The 15,253-nt window shown below is 72.5% G+C and carries 13 protein-coding genes; 10 read left to right on the plus strand and 3 right to left on the minus strand.

The genetic code is table 11. The features are described 5' to 3' along the window. Positions 1-7: 7 nt before the first annotated feature. The 4 genes from ilvN (at position 8) to ACIQPQ_RS08510 (ending at position 4,325) form a co-directional block, all read left to right on the plus strand. Positions 8-532 (plus strand): acetolactate synthase small subunit, encoded by a 525-nt coding sequence (gene ilvN, locus ACIQPQ_RS08495; RefSeq protein WP_383778370.1) that lies wholly within the window; start codon positions 8-10, stop codon positions 530-532. Between the two features lie 118 nt (positions 533-650). After that, a complete protein-coding gene (gene ilvC, locus ACIQPQ_RS08500) occupies positions 651-1,649 on the plus strand; it encodes a ketol-acid reductoisomerase (RefSeq protein ID WP_401301317.1) in 999 nt (332 codons plus the stop codon). Positions 1,650-1,907: 258 nt separating this feature from the next. Continuing rightward, positions 1,908-3,497 carry a phosphoglycerate dehydrogenase gene (gene serA / locus ACIQPQ_RS08505; protein ID WP_401301320.1) on the plus strand — a complete coding sequence of 530 codons (1,590 nt, stop codon included), beginning with the start codon at positions 1,908-1,910 and terminating at the stop codon, positions 3,495-3,497. A 246-nt stretch (positions 3,498-3,743) separates the two neighbouring features. After that, entirely contained in the window at positions 3,744-4,325 is a 582-nt protein-coding gene (locus tag ACIQPQ_RS08510; RefSeq protein ID WP_401301323.1) for a DUF4240 domain-containing protein, read from the plus strand. Positions 4,326-4,340: 15 nt separating this feature from the next. Here the strand turns inward: ACIQPQ_RS08510 and ACIQPQ_RS08515 are convergent, their stop codons facing one another. Next, entirely contained in the window at positions 4,341-5,543 is a 1,203-nt protein-coding gene (locus tag ACIQPQ_RS08515) for a PucR family transcriptional regulator (RefSeq protein WP_401301326.1), read from the minus strand. A 143-nt stretch (positions 5,544-5,686) separates the two neighbouring features. Between ACIQPQ_RS08515 and ACIQPQ_RS08520 the strand changes: the two genes are divergently transcribed. From ACIQPQ_RS08520 to ACIQPQ_RS08535, 4 genes are all read left to right on the plus strand, one after another. Further along, positions 5,687-6,613, plus strand: coding sequence for a proline dehydrogenase family protein (locus ACIQPQ_RS08520; RefSeq protein ID WP_401301329.1), 927 nt, complete (start codon positions 5,687-5,689; stop codon positions 6,611-6,613). Between the two features lie 70 nt (positions 6,614-6,683). Then, positions 6,684-8,315: an L-glutamate gamma-semialdehyde dehydrogenase gene (gene pruA / locus ACIQPQ_RS08525; RefSeq protein WP_401301332.1), complete on the plus strand. Its 1,632-nt coding sequence runs from the start codon at positions 6,684-6,686 to the stop codon at positions 8,313-8,315. A 171-nt stretch (positions 8,316-8,486) separates the two neighbouring features. Further along, positions 8,487-9,038, plus strand: a complete 552-nt coding sequence (locus tag ACIQPQ_RS08530; RefSeq protein ID WP_401301334.1) for a GNAT family N-acetyltransferase — start codon at positions 8,487-8,489, stop codon at positions 9,036-9,038. Positions 9,039-9,290: 252 nt separating this feature from the next. Then, complete coding sequence (locus ACIQPQ_RS08535) at positions 9,291-9,422, plus strand: hypothetical protein (RefSeq protein WP_383778380.1); 132 nt, start codon at positions 9,291-9,293, stop codon at positions 9,420-9,422. Between the two features lie 30 nt (positions 9,423-9,452). On the opposite strand, the gene ACIQPQ_RS08540 is transcribed toward ACIQPQ_RS08535, so the two are convergent. Beyond that, a complete protein-coding gene (locus ACIQPQ_RS08540; RefSeq protein WP_401301337.1) occupies positions 9,453-11,039 on the minus strand; it encodes a purple acid phosphatase family protein in 1,587 nt (528 codons plus the stop codon). Between the two features lie 152 nt (positions 11,040-11,191). On the opposite strand from ACIQPQ_RS08540, the gene ACIQPQ_RS08545 reads away from it, so the two are divergent. Together ACIQPQ_RS08545 and ACIQPQ_RS08550 are read left to right on the plus strand one after the other, a co-directional pair. After that, on the plus strand, positions 11,192-12,244 hold the full coding sequence (locus ACIQPQ_RS08545; protein WP_401301340.1) for a 3-isopropylmalate dehydrogenase: 1,053 nt from the start codon (positions 11,192-11,194) through the stop codon (positions 12,242-12,244). 233 nt (positions 12,245-12,477) lie between these two features. After that, positions 12,478-13,566 (plus strand): branched-chain amino acid aminotransferase, encoded by a 1,089-nt coding sequence (locus ACIQPQ_RS08550; RefSeq protein WP_401301342.1) that lies wholly within the window; start codon positions 12,478-12,480, stop codon positions 13,564-13,566. Positions 13,567-13,716: 150 nt separating this feature from the next. On the opposite strand, the gene ACIQPQ_RS08555 is transcribed toward ACIQPQ_RS08550, so the two are convergent. Next, the gene (locus tag ACIQPQ_RS08555) at positions 13,717-15,150 is read right to left on the minus strand and encodes a cytosine permease (RefSeq protein ID WP_401301344.1); all 1,434 of its coding nucleotides are present in this window, start codon (positions 15,148-15,150) and stop codon (positions 13,717-13,719) included. Positions 15,151-15,253 lie beyond the last annotated feature (103 nt).

Genomic DNA, 15,253 nt, shown 5'->3' on the forward strand with positions numbered 1-15,253 from the left:
ACCCGACATGACCAAGCACACGCTCTCCGTCCTGGTGGAGAACACGCCGGGCATCCTGGCCCGCATCGCCGCCCTGTTCTCCCGCCGCGGCTTCAACATCGACTCGCTCGCGGTCGGCGTCACCGAGCACTCCGACATCTCCCGCATCACGATCGTGGTGAGCGTCGACGACCTCCCGCTGGAGCAGGTCACCAAGCAGCTCAACAAGCTGGTCAACGTGCTCAAGATCGTCGAACTGGAGCCCGCGCAGGCCGTCCAGCGCGAACTCGTCCTGGTGAAGGTCCGCGCCGACAACGAGACGCGCTCCCAGATCGTCGAGATCGTCCAGCTGTTCCGCGCCAAGACCGTCGACGTCTCCCCGGAGGCCGTCACCATCGAGGCCACCGGCAGCAGCGACAAGCTGTCCGCCATGCTCAAGATGCTGGAACCGTACGGCATCAAGGAGCTGGTCCAGTCCGGCACGATCGCCATCGGCCGCGGCGCCCGTTCGATCACCGACCGGTCGCTGCGCGCCCTCGACCGGTCGGCGTAGCGAAGGAACCGGGCGGCCGGACGACACCGGCCGCCCGCATTCCGAGACCCCGCACCTTCCCCCATCCCCGCCGTCATACGGTGGGACGCACCACCTGCACCCAAGGAGAGAACCCAAAGTGGCCGAGCTGTTCTACGACGCTGACGCCGACCTGTCCATCATCCAGGGCCGCAAGGTCGCGGTCATCGGTTACGGCAGTCAGGGCCACGCCCACGCGCTGTCGCTGCGCGACTCCGGTGTCGACGTGCGGGTCGGCCTGCACGAGGGCTCCACGTCGAAGGCCAAGGCCGAGGAGCAGGGCCTGCGCGTGGTCACCCCCGCGGAGGCCGCCGCCGAGGCCGACCTCATCATGATCCTGATCCCGGACCCGATCCAGGCCAAGGTCTACGAGGAGTCCATCGCCCCCCACCTGTCCGACGGCGACGCCCTGTTCTTCGCGCACGGCTTCAACGTCCGCTTCGGCTTCATCAAGGCCCCGGCCGGTGTCGACGTCGCCCTCGTCGCCCCGAAGGGCCCGGGTCACCTGGTCCGCCGCCAGTACGAGGAGGGCCGCGGCGTCCCCGCGATCGCCGCGGTCGAGCAGGACGCCACCGGCAACGCCTTCGCGCTGGCCCTGTCGTACGCCAAGGCGATCGGCGGCACCCGCGCCGGTGTCATCCGGACGACCTTCACCGAGGAGACCGAGACCGACCTCTTCGGCGAGCAGGCCGTCCTGTGCGGCGGTACGTCCGCGCTGGTCAAGGCGGGCTTCGAGACCCTCGTCGAGGCCGGCTACCAGCCGGAGATCGCCTACTTCGAGTGCCTGCACGAGCTGAAGCTGATCGTCGACCTCATGTACGAGGGCGGCCTGGAGAAGATGCGCTGGTCGGTCTCCGAGACCGCCGAGTGGGGCGACTACGTCACCGGCCCCCGCATCATCACCGACGCCACCAAGGCCGAGATGAAGCAGGTCCTCACCGAGATCCAGGACGGCACCTTCGCCAAGAACTGGATGGACGAGTACCACGGCGGCCTGAAGAAGTACGAGGAGTACAAGTCGGCCGACTCCGAGCACCTGCTGGAGACCACCGGCAAGCAGCTGCGCAAGCTGATGAGCTGGGTCGACGAAGAGGCGTGAGCCCCGCGCCGGGGGCCGGAGCGTGCCGCTCCGGCCCCCGCGCCGCCGTCCGGGCCCCGGCGCCGTTGTCCACGGTGTCCAGCCACGGACGGGTGATCCTTCCGTAGAGGCACAGGACGCCCCCGGCCTCGGCACTACACTGCTGCACTACATACGCGTCAGGCCCACAGCGTCGTGCGTCTTCCACGCGGCTAGCACCTCCTCCGCCTGCGGCCGTCGGGACGGCCGTCCGCACGCAAGGGACTTGTGAGGACTCACGTGAGCTCGAAACCTGTCGTACTCATCGCTGAAGAGCTGTCGCCCGCGACCGTGGACGCGCTCGGTCCGGACTTCGAGATCCGGCACTGCAACGGAGCGGACCGAGCCGAACTGCTCCCCGCCATCGCCGACGTCGACGCGATCCTGATCCGCTCCGCCACCAAGGTGGACGCCGAGGCCATCGCCGCCGCGCGCAAGCTGAAGGTCGTCGCCCGCGCGGGCGTCGGCCTCGACAACGTCGACGTCTCCGCCGCCACCAAGGCCGGTGTGATGGTCGTCAACGCGCCGACCTCCAACATCGTGACCGCCGCCGAGCTGGCCTGCGGTCTGATCCTCGCCACCGCCCGCCACATCCCGCAGGCCAACGCCGCGCTGAAGAACGGCGAGTGGAAGCGCAGCAAGTACACCGGTGTGGAGCTGGCGGAGAAGACCCTCGGCGTCGTCGGCCTCGGCCGCATCGGCGCGCTGGTCGCCCAGCGCATGTCCGGCTTCGGCATGAAGGTCGTCGCCTACGACCCGTACGTGCAGCCCGCGCGGGCCGCGCAGATGGGCGTCAAGGTCCTGACGCTGGACGAGCTGCTGGAGGTCTCCGACTTCATCACCGTCCACCTCCCGAAGACCCCCGAGACGGTCGGCCTCATCGGCGACGAGGCGCTGCGCCGGGTCAAGCCGACCGTGCGGATCGTCAACGCGGCCCGCGGCGGCATCGTCGACGAGGAGGCGCTGTACTCGGCGCTCAAGGAGGGCCGCGTCGCGGGCGCCGGACTCGACGTCTACGCGAAGGAGCCCTGCACGGACTCCCCGCTGTTCGAGTTCGACCAGGTCGTCGCCACCCCGCACCTCGGCGCCTCCACCGACGAGGCGCAGGAGAAGGCCGGTATCGCCGTGGCCCGCTCGGTGCGGCTCGCGCTCGCCGGTGAGCTGGTCCCCGACGCGGTCAACGTCCAGGGCGGGGTCATCGCCGAGGACGTCAAGCCCGGACTGCCGCTCGCCGAGCGCCTGGGCCGCATCTTCACCGCGCTCGCCGGTGAGGTCGCCGTCCGCCTGGACGTCGAGGTCTACGGCGAGATCACCCAGCACGACGTGAAGGTGCTGGAACTGTCCGCGCTGAAGGGCGTCTTCGAGGACGTCGTCGCCGAGACGGTGTCCTACGTCAACGCCCCGCTGTTCGCGCAGGAGCGCGGCGTCGAGGTGCGGCTGACGACCAGCTCGGAGTCGGCCGACCACCGCAACGTCGTGACGGTGCGCGGCACGCTCGGCAGCGGCGAGGAGGTGTCGGTCTCCGGCACCCTGGCCGGTCCCAAGCACCTCCAGAAGATCGTCGCCGTCGGCGAGTACGACGTCGACCTCGCGCTCGCCGACCACATGGTCGTCCTGCGCTACGAGGACCGCCCCGGTGTCGTCGGCACCGTCGGCCGCATCTTCGGCGAGGCCGGCATCAACATCGCCGGCATGCAGGTCGCCCGCGCCGCGGCCGGCGGCGAGGCCCTCGCGGTCCTCACTGTCGACGACACGGTCCCGGCGGGTGTCCTCACCGAGGTCGCCGCCGAGATCGGCGCCACGTCGGCCCGCGCGGTCAACCTGGCCTGAGCCGACCTGGCCTGACCAGGGGCCCCTTCCCAGGGGTTCCCCTCAGACGCCGGACGGGCAACACGCCCCGTCCGGCGTCTTCGCGTCCTCCCACGTCAGCCCGCACCCGCGGGCGCAGCAGCGGGACGCCGTCGGGCCGGGTGGCGACGGCCCGGCCGAGCACCGGTCCGGCCGGGTCGCGGTGGGGACCGTGGCCGACGGTCGCGGTCCGTGGGGGATGTCAGTCCCTCCTGCCATAGTGCGGCCGTGGATGACGAGACGTTCTGGAATGTGATCGAGCGGTGCAGGGCGCAGACCCGCGACCCGGACGAGCGGCTGTTGTGGTTGCGCGGGCACCTGGCGGAACGGCCCGAGGCGGAGATCCTGCGCTTCCAGGTGTGCCTGGACACCGCCCTGGTGCCGACGTTCACCTGGGATCTGTGGGCGGCGGCGGACCGGATGCTCGGCTGGTGTTCCGACGACGTCTTCTTCTACTTCCGGCTCTGGCTGGTCGGCCTGGGCCGCGACACCTTCGAGCGAGTGGCCCGGAGTCCTGACGCGCTCGCGGACGTTCCGCAGATCCATCGCCTCGCGGGCCGGTCTCCAGCCGCTTGGCCGGACGAGGAGGTGCCCGAATGGGAGGAGCTGGACTACGTGGCGGCCCGTGCCTTCGAAGACGTGACCGGCAGGACGGAGGACGACTTCTACGACGCCATGGACGCCCTGCGCGTCGAGGACTTGGAATCGGCGGAGCCGGTCGGCGAACGGTGGGACGCCGCTCTCGACGCCGAGGCCTCGCGTCGTCTGCCCCGGCTCAGCGCGCTGTTCCCCGCCACTGACGTGCTGTGACGGGCCCCCGCCGTCTCACAGCCGATGGGCCTTCAACGCCATATGCAGCAGCAGGCGGTCCTCGCCGTCGTCCAGGTCGAGGCCGGTGAGGTGTTCGACGCGGGAGAGGCGGTAGTAGAGGGTCTGGCGGTGGATGCCGAGTTCGGCGGCGGTGCGGGCGGCCTGGCCCGCGCGGTCGAGGTAGGTCTCGGCGGTGCGGGCCAGTTCCTGGTGGGCGGGGGTGAGCAGGGGGCGGACGGCGGGGTCCGCGGCTGTGGTGGGGGAGAGGGTGGTGAGGAGGCGGTAGGGGCCGATCGTCGTCCATTCGGCGCAGGGGCCGAGCCGGGGTTCCGCGAGGGCGGCGCGGGCCGCCGCCGAGGCCTCCCGCCAGGCCGCGCCCAGCTCGGCCAGGCCCACCCGGCCCGCCGCGACGCCGGCCGCCGTCCCCGCCCGCTCCAGCAGGCGGGCGGCGACCGCCGTCGCGGGGGCGGTGCCGTCGGCCGTGCGCAGCCGGACCAGGACCGCCAGGCAGCGGGCGTCCGCGCCCCAGGGCAGCGCGCACAGCGCCTCGGCGCCGGGCAGCGCGCGCAGGGACGGCGCGTCCTCGGGGTCCGCGGCGGGCCAGGGCGCCACGCACACCACCGTCTGGGGGCCGTCCGCGCGGGCGCCGAGCGCGGTGCGCAGTTCGGCCACCGCCGCGTCCCGCGGCCAGCCCTCGGCGGCGGTCAGGGCCGCCCGCAGTTCCCGGGTGAGGCCCGCGCCCTGCCGGGCCTCGTCGGCGAGGAGGGCGCCGATCCGGGCCGCCACCTCCATCGCGGCGGCGAGCTGCGCGTCCGAGGGGCCGGGGTCGCCGTCCAGCAGCCAGACGTAGCCGAGGACGACGCCGCGGTGGCGGACCGGGAGGCAGACCCGGCCCCGGTGGACGCCCGCCGCCGGGGTGGGCGGGATACGGACCGGGCCGGTCGCCCGTGTGATGCCGAACCCCTCGAACCAGGTCCGGACGGCGGCCGTGGAGCGCCGGGTGAGGATCGAGCGGGTGCGCACCGGGTCCAGCGCGGCCGCGTCCAGCTCGTCCTCGCTGTCGTAGGCCCCGAACGCGATCAGTTCGAAGTCGCGGTTCTCCAGGGTGGCGGGGGCGCCGAGCAGCGCCGAGATGTCGTCGACCAGCACCTGGTAGTCACCCGTGAAATCCGCCGTCACCCGGCCATTGTCCCGTATCCGCGCGGGCCCTTCATACATCTGTCTGAGATCCGCTGCACGGATGCGTGACAGCTGTAGATGGCCCACGATCGGAGGGGTCCATAGGTTTCACGGTGGTTCTCCGTGCCGTTCCCGGACCGTCGGGTGGCGGCCTCGTACGGTCTGGTAAGTGGAGGTGCCCCGTGCTGGGTCCCGTGATTCTCGCCGCGTCGCGCAGCGACCGGATGCGCCGTCTGATCTCGGCGGCCCCGGTGACGAAGCAGGTCGTCGACCGTTTCATCCCCGGTGAGACCGTGGACGACATCGTCCCCGTCGTCGAGGAGCTGACGGCGAACGGCCTGGAGCTGACGATGGACGTCGTCGGCGAGGACATCACCGGCCCCGAGCAGGCGGCCGCCGCCCGCGACGCCTACCTCGCGCTGATCGCCCGCCTCGCCCCGCTGGAGCTGGGCGAGCGCGTCGAACTCTCCGTCAAGCTGTCGATGTTCGGCCAGGCCCTGCCCGGCGGCCACGAGCTGGCCCTCGCCAACGTCCGCCCGGTCGTCGAGGCCGCCGCCGCGCTCGGCACCACGGTCACCCTGGACGCCGAGGACCACACCACCCTCGACTCGATGTTCGCCATCCACGAGGAGCTGCGGAAGGACTTCCCGCAGACCGGCTGCGTCATCCAGGCCTACCTGTTCCGCACCGAGGCCGACGCCCGCCGTCTCGCCGCCGCGGGCAGCCGGGTCCGCCTGGTGAAGGGCGCCTACAAGGAGCCCGCCGAGGTCGCCTACCAGCGCAAGCACGAGATCGACAAGGCGTACGTCCGGGTCCTGCGCACGCTGATGGACGGCTCCGGGTACCCGATGATCGGCTCCCACGACCCGCGGCTCATCGCGATCGGCCAGGAGCTGGCCCGCACGGCGGGGCGCAAGCTGGACGAGTACGAGTTCCAGATGCTGTACGGCATCCGCGGCGAGGAGCACCTGCGGCTGGCCGCCGAGGGCCACCGTATGCGCGTCTACACCGCGTACGGCACCGACTGGTACGGCTACTTCATGCGCCGCCTCGCGGAGAAGCCCGCCAACCTGCGCTTCTTCGCCCGCAGCATGATCAGCAAGGGCTGAGCCCGCCCCCCCCGGCGCCCCCGCCCCCTCTCTCTTCGCCCCACCCGCTCAGTAAGGAGTTACGGAACCCATGGACGCTGTGACCCAGGTCCCCACCCCCGTCAACGAGCCGGTGCACGGCTACGCCCCCGGTTCGCCCGAGCGGGCCCGGCTGGAGGCGAAGCTCAAGGAGCTGGCCGACAACCCGATCGACCTGCCGATGACCATCGGCGGCGAGAAGCGGATGGGCGGCGGCGAGCGCTTCGACGTCGTGCAGCCGCACCGCCACGCGGCCCGCCTCGGCACCTACGCCAACGCCACCCGCGACGACGCCCAGGACGCCATCGACGCGGCCCTCGCCGCCGCGCCCGCCTGGCGCGCGATGTCCTTCGACGACCGCGCCGCGATCATCCTGCGCGCCGCCGAACTCCTCGCCGGCCCGTGGCGCGAGACGCTCGCCGCGTCCACCATGCTCGGCCAGTCCAAGACCGCCCAGCAGGCCGAGATCGACACCCCCTGCGAACTGGTCGACTTCTGGCGCTTCAACGTCGCCTACGCCCGGCAGATCCTCGCCGAGCAGCCCCCGGCGAACTCGCCGGGCGTCTGGAACCGCCTGGACCACCGCCCGCTGGAGGGCTTCGTCTACGCGATCACCCCCTTCAACTTCACGGCGATCGCGGGCAACCTGCCGACCGCGCCCGCCCTGATGGGCAACGTCGTCGTGTGGAAGCCGTCCCCGACGCAGACCCACGCCGCCGTGCTGCTCATGGAGCTGCTGGAGGAGGCGGGACTGCCCAAGGGCGTCATCAACCTCGTCACCGGCGACGGCATCGAGGTCTCCGCGGTCGCGCTGGAGCACCGTGATCTCGCGGGCATCCACTTCACCGGCTCGACCAAGACCTTCCAGTACCTGTGGAAGACGGTCGGCGCCAACATCGAGAAGTACCGCGCCTACCCGCGCCTGGTCGGCGAGACCGGTGGCAAGGACTTCGTGGTCGCCCACCCGAGCGCCGACCGCGCCGTCCTCAAGACCGCGCTGACCCGCGGTGCCTTCGAGTACCAGGGCCAGAAGTGTTCGGCGACCTCCCGCGCGTACCTCCCCGCGTCCATCTGGAACGACGGCTTCCGTGAGGAGTTCGCCGCCGAGGTCGACTACCTGACCATGGGTGACGTCACCGACCTGTCGAACTTCGTCGGCGCCGTCATCGACGAGCGGGCCTTCGCCAAGAACAAGGCCGCCATCGACCGCGCCAAGCAGGACCCGACCTGCACGATCGTCGCGGGCGGCTCCTACGACGACGCGGTGGGCTACTTCGTCCGCCCGACCGTCATCGCGTGCACCGACCCGGAGAACGAGGTGTTCACCACCGAGTACTTCGGTCCGATCCTCGCCGTGCACGTCTACGAGGACGACCGGTACGACGAGATGCTGACCCAGATGGAGTCGGTGTCCGATTACGCCCTCACCGGCTCGGTCGTCTCCGGCGACCGCGCGGCGGCGGCGTACACGATGGAGAAGCTGCGCTACGCGGCCGGGAACTTCTACATCAACGACAAGTCGACGGGCGCCGTCGTCGGCCAGCAGCCCTTCGGCGGCGGCCGGGCCTCCGGCACCAACGACAAGGCCGGTGCCCCGCAGAACCTGACGCGCTGGACCCTGACCCGCGCCATCAAGGAGACGCTGGTCGCCCCGACCGACTACACCTACCCGCACATGGGCTGACCCGCGCCGGGGGACCCCCTGCCCCCGCCGCGTCCCCGGGCCGGGAGCCGTGAAGCACGAGCACGCCTCCCGGCCCGCAGTCATGCCCGGACGGGGGCGCGCGGGCGCCGCGCACACCCCCCGCGCACGCGCCCGGAACGCACCGGCCCCCACCCGCCTCCGCCGGGCATCATGACCCCCATGACCACCAGCCCCCTCCGCCTCGCCCACACCGCCGACCTCGAACCCGCCGAACTGCGTGCCGTCCGTGCCCTGTTGGAGGACGCCTTCGAGGGCGATCTCACCGACGACGACTACGACCACGGTCTCGGCGGGACGCACGCCCTGATCCACGACGCGGCGGGCCTCGCCGCGCACGGCTCGGTCGTGCTGCGCCGGGTCCGGCACGGCGGACGCTGGCTGCGTACCGGGTACGTCGAGGCCGTCGCCGTCCGCGCCGACGTCCGCCGCACCGGACTCGGCGGGCGGCTGATGACCGCGCTGGAGCGGGTGATCGACCGTGCCTACGACCTCGGCGCGCTCTCCGCGAGCGACGACGGCGCGCACCTCTACACCGCGCGCGGCTGGCGGCCCTGGCCGGGGGAGATCCAGGCCCTCTCCCCGGACGGCGTCGTCCGGCTGCGCGAGGAGGAGGGCAGTGTCTACGTCCGCCCCGCCCAGGCCGGTCCCCTCGACCCGGCGGGCCCGCTCCTCTTCGACTGGCGGGACGGCGACGTCGTCTGAGAAACCGCAGGTCATGGCCGTGTGACTCAGGGCACTGTCTCAGATAGTAGGAAGTCCGAGTAATCGTGGAGACAGGAGTGCCCGGCTCCCTTACGTTGGATGGAGCCGAACGTCTCGCTCGATCCAGCGAAAGGCGGTCGAGAGCCGGGCCCCGCGCAGGCAACCCCTGCGGCCCGCTCCCCGCCCACCGGCGTCTCGAACCCCCTTTTTTTTCCCGTACTCCCAGGTCTTTCACGAAGGAGTCGATTCCCCATGGCCGAGACGACCGTCCGCCCCCGCGTCCGCCACGCGGCCCGCACCAGCGAGTCCGACCGCAAGAACGCCGCCGCCGCCCTCCAGCGCGCCCTCGACCGCCGGGACAACGGCGGCGAGACCGGCCACTGAGCCGGCCTCCCCCTCCGGCGCCGCGCCCGGTCAGGCCGGGCGCCGTCGCCGTACCTCGAAGTGGTCGACGCGCCGGCCGTCCGCGGCCCGCGCCGACACCGTCAGCCGGGGCGCGTCCCCGGCCTCGGCGGTCACGCTGAGGCAGGAGAAGCCGCGGTAGCGCACCCGCGACCACTCCACCGTCTCCGTCGCCTGCTCCCGTGAGCGGGTCCAGGCGAAGGAGTCCACCGGCTCGTGCCGCGTCACATGCCCCTCGTAGCTCTCCGCCACGCCCGCCGGGAAGCCGTACAGGCCGCGCCCCGCGCCCCCGGCGGTGACGTACACCGTGCCGTCGCGGGACGGGTCGGTGGCGCCGCCAATCGGCACCGGGCGGCCGACCGCGCCGTCCCGGATCGCGTCGGTGCGCTCGTAGACGTGGTTGTGCCCGTTCACCACCAGGTCCACCTCGTAGCGGGCGAACAGCGGCAGCCAGCGCGCCCGGACCCCGCCGTCGGAGGCGTGCGAGGAGGTCGAGTAGGCGCAGTGGTGGAAGAAGACCACCACGAAGTCCACCCCGTCCGTCGCCCGCAGCGCCGCCAGCGTCCGCTTCAGCCACACCGTCTGACGCCCGTCGCTCTGCCCCAGGTTGGCCGGGATCTCGTACGACACGTCGTTGGCGTCCAGCGCCACCACCCCGACGTTGCCGTACGTGAAGGTGTACGCGCCCGGCGTCGAGCGGGGCGCGAAGCCGGTCTCCGGCAGGGAGAACCGGGCGAGCTGGCCGCCGTAGCCGTCGGGGGAGTACCAGGCCTCCATGTCGTGGTTGCCGGTGGTGACCATCCACGGCACCGAGCGCGCCACCGGTTCGCTCTGCCGCAGGAACGCGTCCCAGGCGGAGGGGTCGTAGCCGTCGGACCGCTCGCCGTGGCCGGTGCCGTCGGCGTAGCAGATGTCGCCCGCGTGCAGATGGAAGGCGGGCTCCTCCCGCGCCAGCAGCCGGTTCACGGCCACCGCGTCGGTGCCCACGCCCTGGTCGCCGAAGGCCGTGAACACGAACCGCTCCGGCCGGGCGGGCGCGGTCCGGAACGAGGCGAGGGCGGCCCGGTGCTCGGGGGCGGCCGGGTCGAAGCCGTCGTGGCCGACGCCGTAGTGGTACGTCGTGCCGGGGAACAGGCCGTCGAGCGCGGCGTGCACGTAGTACTGGTCCAGCGCGAGGCGGACGCCCTCGACGCCCGGCGTGTGCAGCCCCCGCAGCTCGGCGGCCGTCCGCCCGCCCAGGTCGTCGGGGCGGGTGCCGAACCGCACGTACGGGCGGCGCACCTTCGCCGGGACCTGCCAGGAGATCCGCATCCCGGTGCGCGGGTCGGCGCCGAAGGAGAGATGGCGGCCGAAGGGGACGACGGACCCGCCGGGCGGGGTGGTCGTGGGGGAGGGCGACGGGACGGCCGTCGTGCCGCGCGCCGGACCGGCTGTGCGGTCCGCGCCCGTGCAGCCGGTCAGCAGGGCGCCGCCCGCCACCATGCCCGCCGTCACCAGGGTCCGCCGGCGCGGCCGCCGCTCCCGCAGGTACGCGTACTGCTCGGCCATGCTCATCCGCTCCGCGAGCCGGGGCGGAATGCCGACGTCCGGTGTCTCCATGGCCCCAACCTTCCCGCAGCCCACGACGCCCGTCCGGCGAACGGGTGAACACCGTTCGAACGCACCGCCGTTCACCCGCCCCGACCGGCCCACCGCTGTCCGTATCGCGGACAGTGCATGTCATCCCATGGGACGAGGGGTACGGTGCTGGCATGTCGGCAAGTTCTCGCAGCATCAATCTCGCAGTGATCCCCGGTGACGGCATCGGCCAGGAGGTCGTGGCCGAGGGCCTCAAGGTCCTCGCCGCCGTCCTCCCGCAGGACGTGAAGCTGGAGACCCGGGAGTTCGACTTCGGCGCGCGGCGCTACCACGCCACCGGTGAGACCCTCACCGACGCCGACCTCGACGCGCTCAAGGACCACGACGCGATCCTCCTCGGCGCGATCGGCGACCCGTCGGTGCCGTCCGGCGTCCTGGAGCGCGGGTTCCTGCTGAAGCTGCGCTTCGCCTTCGACCACCACGTCAACCTGCGGCCGTCCAAGCTGCTCCCCGGGGTCGCCACCCCGCTGGCGGGCGCGCCGGAGATCGACTTCGTCGTCGTCCGCGAGGGCACCGAGGGCCCCTACACCGGCAACGGCGGCACCATCCGCAAGGGCACCCCGCACGAGGTCGCCACCGAGGTCTCCGTGAACACGGCCTACGGTGTCGAGCGCGTCGTCCGCGACGCCTTCGCCCGCGCCCAGGCCCGCCCCCGCAAGAAGCTCACCCTGGTCCACAAGAACAACGTGCTGACCTTCGCGGGCCACCTCTGGACCGACACCTTCACCAAGGTCGCCGCCGAGTTCCCCGAGGTCAGCAGCGACTACCTGCACGTCGACGCCGCGACGATCTTCCTCGTCACCGACCCCGGCCGCTTCGACGTCATCGTCACCGACAACCTCTTCGGCGACATCATCACCGACCTCGCCGCGGCCGTCTCCGGCGGCATCGGCGTCGCCGCGAGCGGCAACATCAACCCCGCGCGCGACTTCCCCTCGATGTTCGAGCCCGTCCACGGCTCGGCCCCGGACATCGCCGGACAGGGCAAGGCCGATCCCACCGCCACGGTCCTGTCCGTCGCCCTCCTGCTGCGCCACCTCGGCCACGAAGCCGAGGCCGCCCGCATCGAGGAGGCCGTCTCCGCCGACCTCGCGGAGCGCACCGGCAAGCCCGCCCGCAGCACCTCCGAGATCGGCGACGCGCTCGCCGTACGCGTAGCCGGCTGACCCGCCGCGCGCCACAAGCCGCCGGGTCGCATCCGCACCCGGCGGCTTCCGCATGTCCCCCGCCGGGTGCCACCATCAACCCCGGGCCGCATTCACCCCGTTTTCGCCCGCCGGGGCTCCCGCGTGATAATCGAACACGGAGCCGCGGTACGCGGGAATGCTCGGACGTCCTAGCACTGGGCGTGCAGGAATGAAAGCGGCTCGTCACTACAACCGGTGAAGGACATCCACACATGACGACGCCCACGATCGAGCTCAAGCCCTCCGCCACCCCGCTCGCCGACGCCGAGCGCGCGGCGATGCTGGCCAACCCCGGCTTCGGCCGCCACTTCACCGACCACATGGTCACCATCAGGTGGACCGAGGGCCGCGGCTGGCACGACGGCCAGCTCGTTCCGTACGCGCCGATCCCGCTCGACCCGGCGACCAACGTCCTGCACTACGCGCAGGAGATCTTCGAGGGGCTCAAGGCCTACCGCCGCCCCGACGGCTCGGTCGCCACCTTCCGCCCCGACCAGAACGCCAAGCGCTTCCAGCGCTCCGCCCGGCGCCTGGCCATGCCCGAGCTGCCCGTCGAGACCTTCATCGAGGCGTGCGACGCGCTGGTCCGCCAGGACAAGGCGTGGGTCCCCGCGCACGGCGGCGAGGAATCCCTCTACCTGCGGCCCTTCATGATCGCCACCGAGGTCGGGCTCGGCGTGAAGCCCGCCAACGAGTACCTCTTCCTCGTCATCGCCTCCCCGGCCGGCGCCTACTTCCCCGGCGGCGTCCGGCCGGTCTCCATCTGGGTCTCCGAGGACCGCGTCCGCGCCGTCCCCGGCGGCATGGGCGATGCCAAGACCGGCGGCAACTACGCGGCGTCCCTGCTCGCCCAGGCCGAGGCCGCCGCCAAGGGCTGCGACCAGGTCTGCTACCTCGACGCGGTCGAGCACCGCTGGGTCGAGGAACTCGGCGGCATGAACCTGTACTTCGTCTACGGCAACAAGATCGTCACGCCGACGCTGACCGGGTCGATCCTGGAGGGCGTCACCCGTGACTCCCTCCTCACCGTCGCCCGCGACCTCGGCTACGAGGCCGTGGAGGGCCGCGTCTCCGCCGACCAGTGGCAGGCCGACGCCGCGGACGGCTCCCTCACCGAGGTCTTCGCCTGCGGCACCGCCGCCGTCATCACCCCCGTCGGCACGGTCAAGCGGGCCGGCGCCGAGTGGCAGCAGTCCGGCGGCGAGCCCGGCGAGGCCACCCTCCGGCTGCGCTCCGCCCTCCTCGACATCCAGCGCGGCATCGCCGAGGACCGGCACGGCTGGATGCACGAGCTGGCCTGACCCGGCCGGGGCGGGCTCCCCCGGAGTCCGCCCCGCACTCCGAACACAGAGCCGCCCCGGACATGGTGTCCGGGGCGGCTCTGTGTGTACCGGGGGGGGGAGGTGCGGGGGTGGGGGTGGGCGAGGGGCCCGCGGTGGTCCGGGCCGCCGTTACGCGTCCTCGCTCACCAGCGCCGCGCCCGGGACCGCGTCCGGGACGGGAGCGCCCGTCGGCTGGGGCAGCACCAGGTAGACCGCGCCGCCGACCAGGCCGGAGAGGACGAAGCTGGCGTCGACGCCGCCGGTGAGGGAGAGGAGCGGGCCCTCGTAGGAGGGGAGGGAGACGGCGAGCAGGCCGACCGCGGCGCCCGCCGCCCAGGCGACCGTGGCGGGGATGTTCCAGCCCGCCCGGAACCAGTAGATCCCGCCCCGCGCCCGGCGGTTGAAGACCTGGAGGGCCTCCGCGTCGTAGTGCCCGCGGGAGCGGACGAAGCCGATGAGGGTGATGACCGCCCACGGTGTGCCGATCGCGGTGAGGAGCAGCACGAACGAGGTCATGGCGTCCTGCGCGGACGAGGCGTAGTGGCCGACGAAGACGCAGGCCGTGGCGACCACGGCGACGGCGCAGGTGGCCGCCGCGCGGGAGGCGCGCGGCAGGATCGCGTCCAGGTCGAGGCCCATGGAGTACAGCATCAGGCCCGCGTTGCCCACCGATCCGGCCGTCGCGGCGAGCAGCAGCGGCAGCAGGTACCAGCCGGGGGAGGCGTCGACCAGCGGCCCCGCGTAGTCGAGGGCCGCGCCCGCCGCGTACGCCGTGAAGGTGCCGAAGAGCTGCGGGACCAGCAGGCCGACGATCAGCCCGAGCCAGGTCGCGCGCAGCACGCCGCGCGAGGTGTGGCGGGCGGGGGAGATGTAGCGGGTGTAGTCGCCGAGCAGGGTGATGAAGGCGATCGGCCCGGACAGGCCCGCGGCGACGGCCGCGAGCAGCCAGGTCGGCCAGAACCCGCCCAGCAGATAGCCCCCGGCGTCGGGGAGCGCGGCGGTGGTGAAGTCGGGGGCGTACGCGATCAGGCCGAGGAGCAGCAGGGCCGTCATGCCGAACGCCAGCACCCGGCTCATCGCCAGCAGCACCCGGTAGCCGTAGACCGCGCCCGCCACCGTCGCCGCCGCGAGCAGCCCGTAGACGACCCCGTACGACAGCCCGTCCGCGGACAGGTCCACCATCCGGCCGAGGACGCCGACGATCACGTCGCCGCCGATCCACACGGTCAGCGAGGTGTAGCCGAGCGCCAGCAGCAGGCCGACCACCGAGCCGACCAGGCGCCCCCGCACGCCGAACTGGGCGCCCGAGGAGGTGGACAGGTTGGTCGCGGTGCGCAGCGAGATCAGCGCCAGCGGGGCGGTGAGGGCCGTGCCGACCAGGGTGCCGACCACGATCGCGCTGACCGACGCCCACCAGCCGAGCCCGAAGGACGGCGGCAGCCAGCCGAAGACGATGACGCCCAGGCAGAGGTTCGAGCCGAGCAGGATCGAGACGAGATCGCGCGGCCCGCTGGTGCGCTCCTCGTCCGGGATGGTGTCGACTCCGCGCTGTTCCATCGGCATGGGGCTGGTCTCCTTCGATCGGCCGCCGGGCGGGAGGGTGGGGTGAGCGGCCTGGTCTCGATTAGAGCGGCACTCAATGTGAACTTAGCTAAGCCCGCTCAAG

It is taken from the genome of Streptomyces sp. NPDC091281 (assembly GCF_044757425.1).
Taxonomy (GTDB): Bacteria; Actinomycetota; Actinomycetes; order Streptomycetales; family Streptomycetaceae; genus Streptomyces.

Bases quoted from the DNA above. Each gene is read 5' to 3' on its own strand.
- ilvN (WP_383778370.1), top strand. From the start codon at position 8: ATGACCAAGCACACGCTCTCCGTCCTGGTGGAGAACACGCCGGGCATC.
- ACIQPQ_RS08515 (WP_401301326.1), bottom strand. From the start codon at position 5,543: ATGTATGAAGGGCCCGCGCGGATACGGGACAATGGCCGGGTGACGGCG.
- pruA (WP_401301332.1), top strand. From the start codon at position 6,684: ATGGACGCTGTGACCCAGGTCCCCACCCCCGTCAACGAGCCGGTGCAC.
- ACIQPQ_RS08530 (WP_401301334.1), top strand. From the start codon at position 8,487: ATGACCCCCATGACCACCAGCCCCCTCCGCCTCGCCCACACCGCCGAC.
- ACIQPQ_RS08535 (WP_383778380.1), top strand. From the start codon at position 9,291: ATGGCCGAGACGACCGTCCGCCCCCGCGTCCGCCACGCGGCCCGCACC.
- ACIQPQ_RS08540 (WP_401301337.1), bottom strand. From the start codon at position 11,039: ATGGAGACACCGGACGTCGGCATTCCGCCCCGGCTCGCGGAGCGGATG.
- ACIQPQ_RS08545 (WP_401301340.1), top strand. From the start codon at position 11,192: ATGTCGGCAAGTTCTCGCAGCATCAATCTCGCAGTGATCCCCGGTGAC.
- ACIQPQ_RS08550 (WP_401301342.1), top strand. From the start codon at position 12,478: ATGACGACGCCCACGATCGAGCTCAAGCCCTCCGCCACCCCGCTCGCC.
- ACIQPQ_RS08555 (WP_401301344.1), bottom strand. From the start codon at position 15,150: ATGCCGATGGAACAGCGCGGAGTCGACACCATCCCGGACGAGGAGCGC.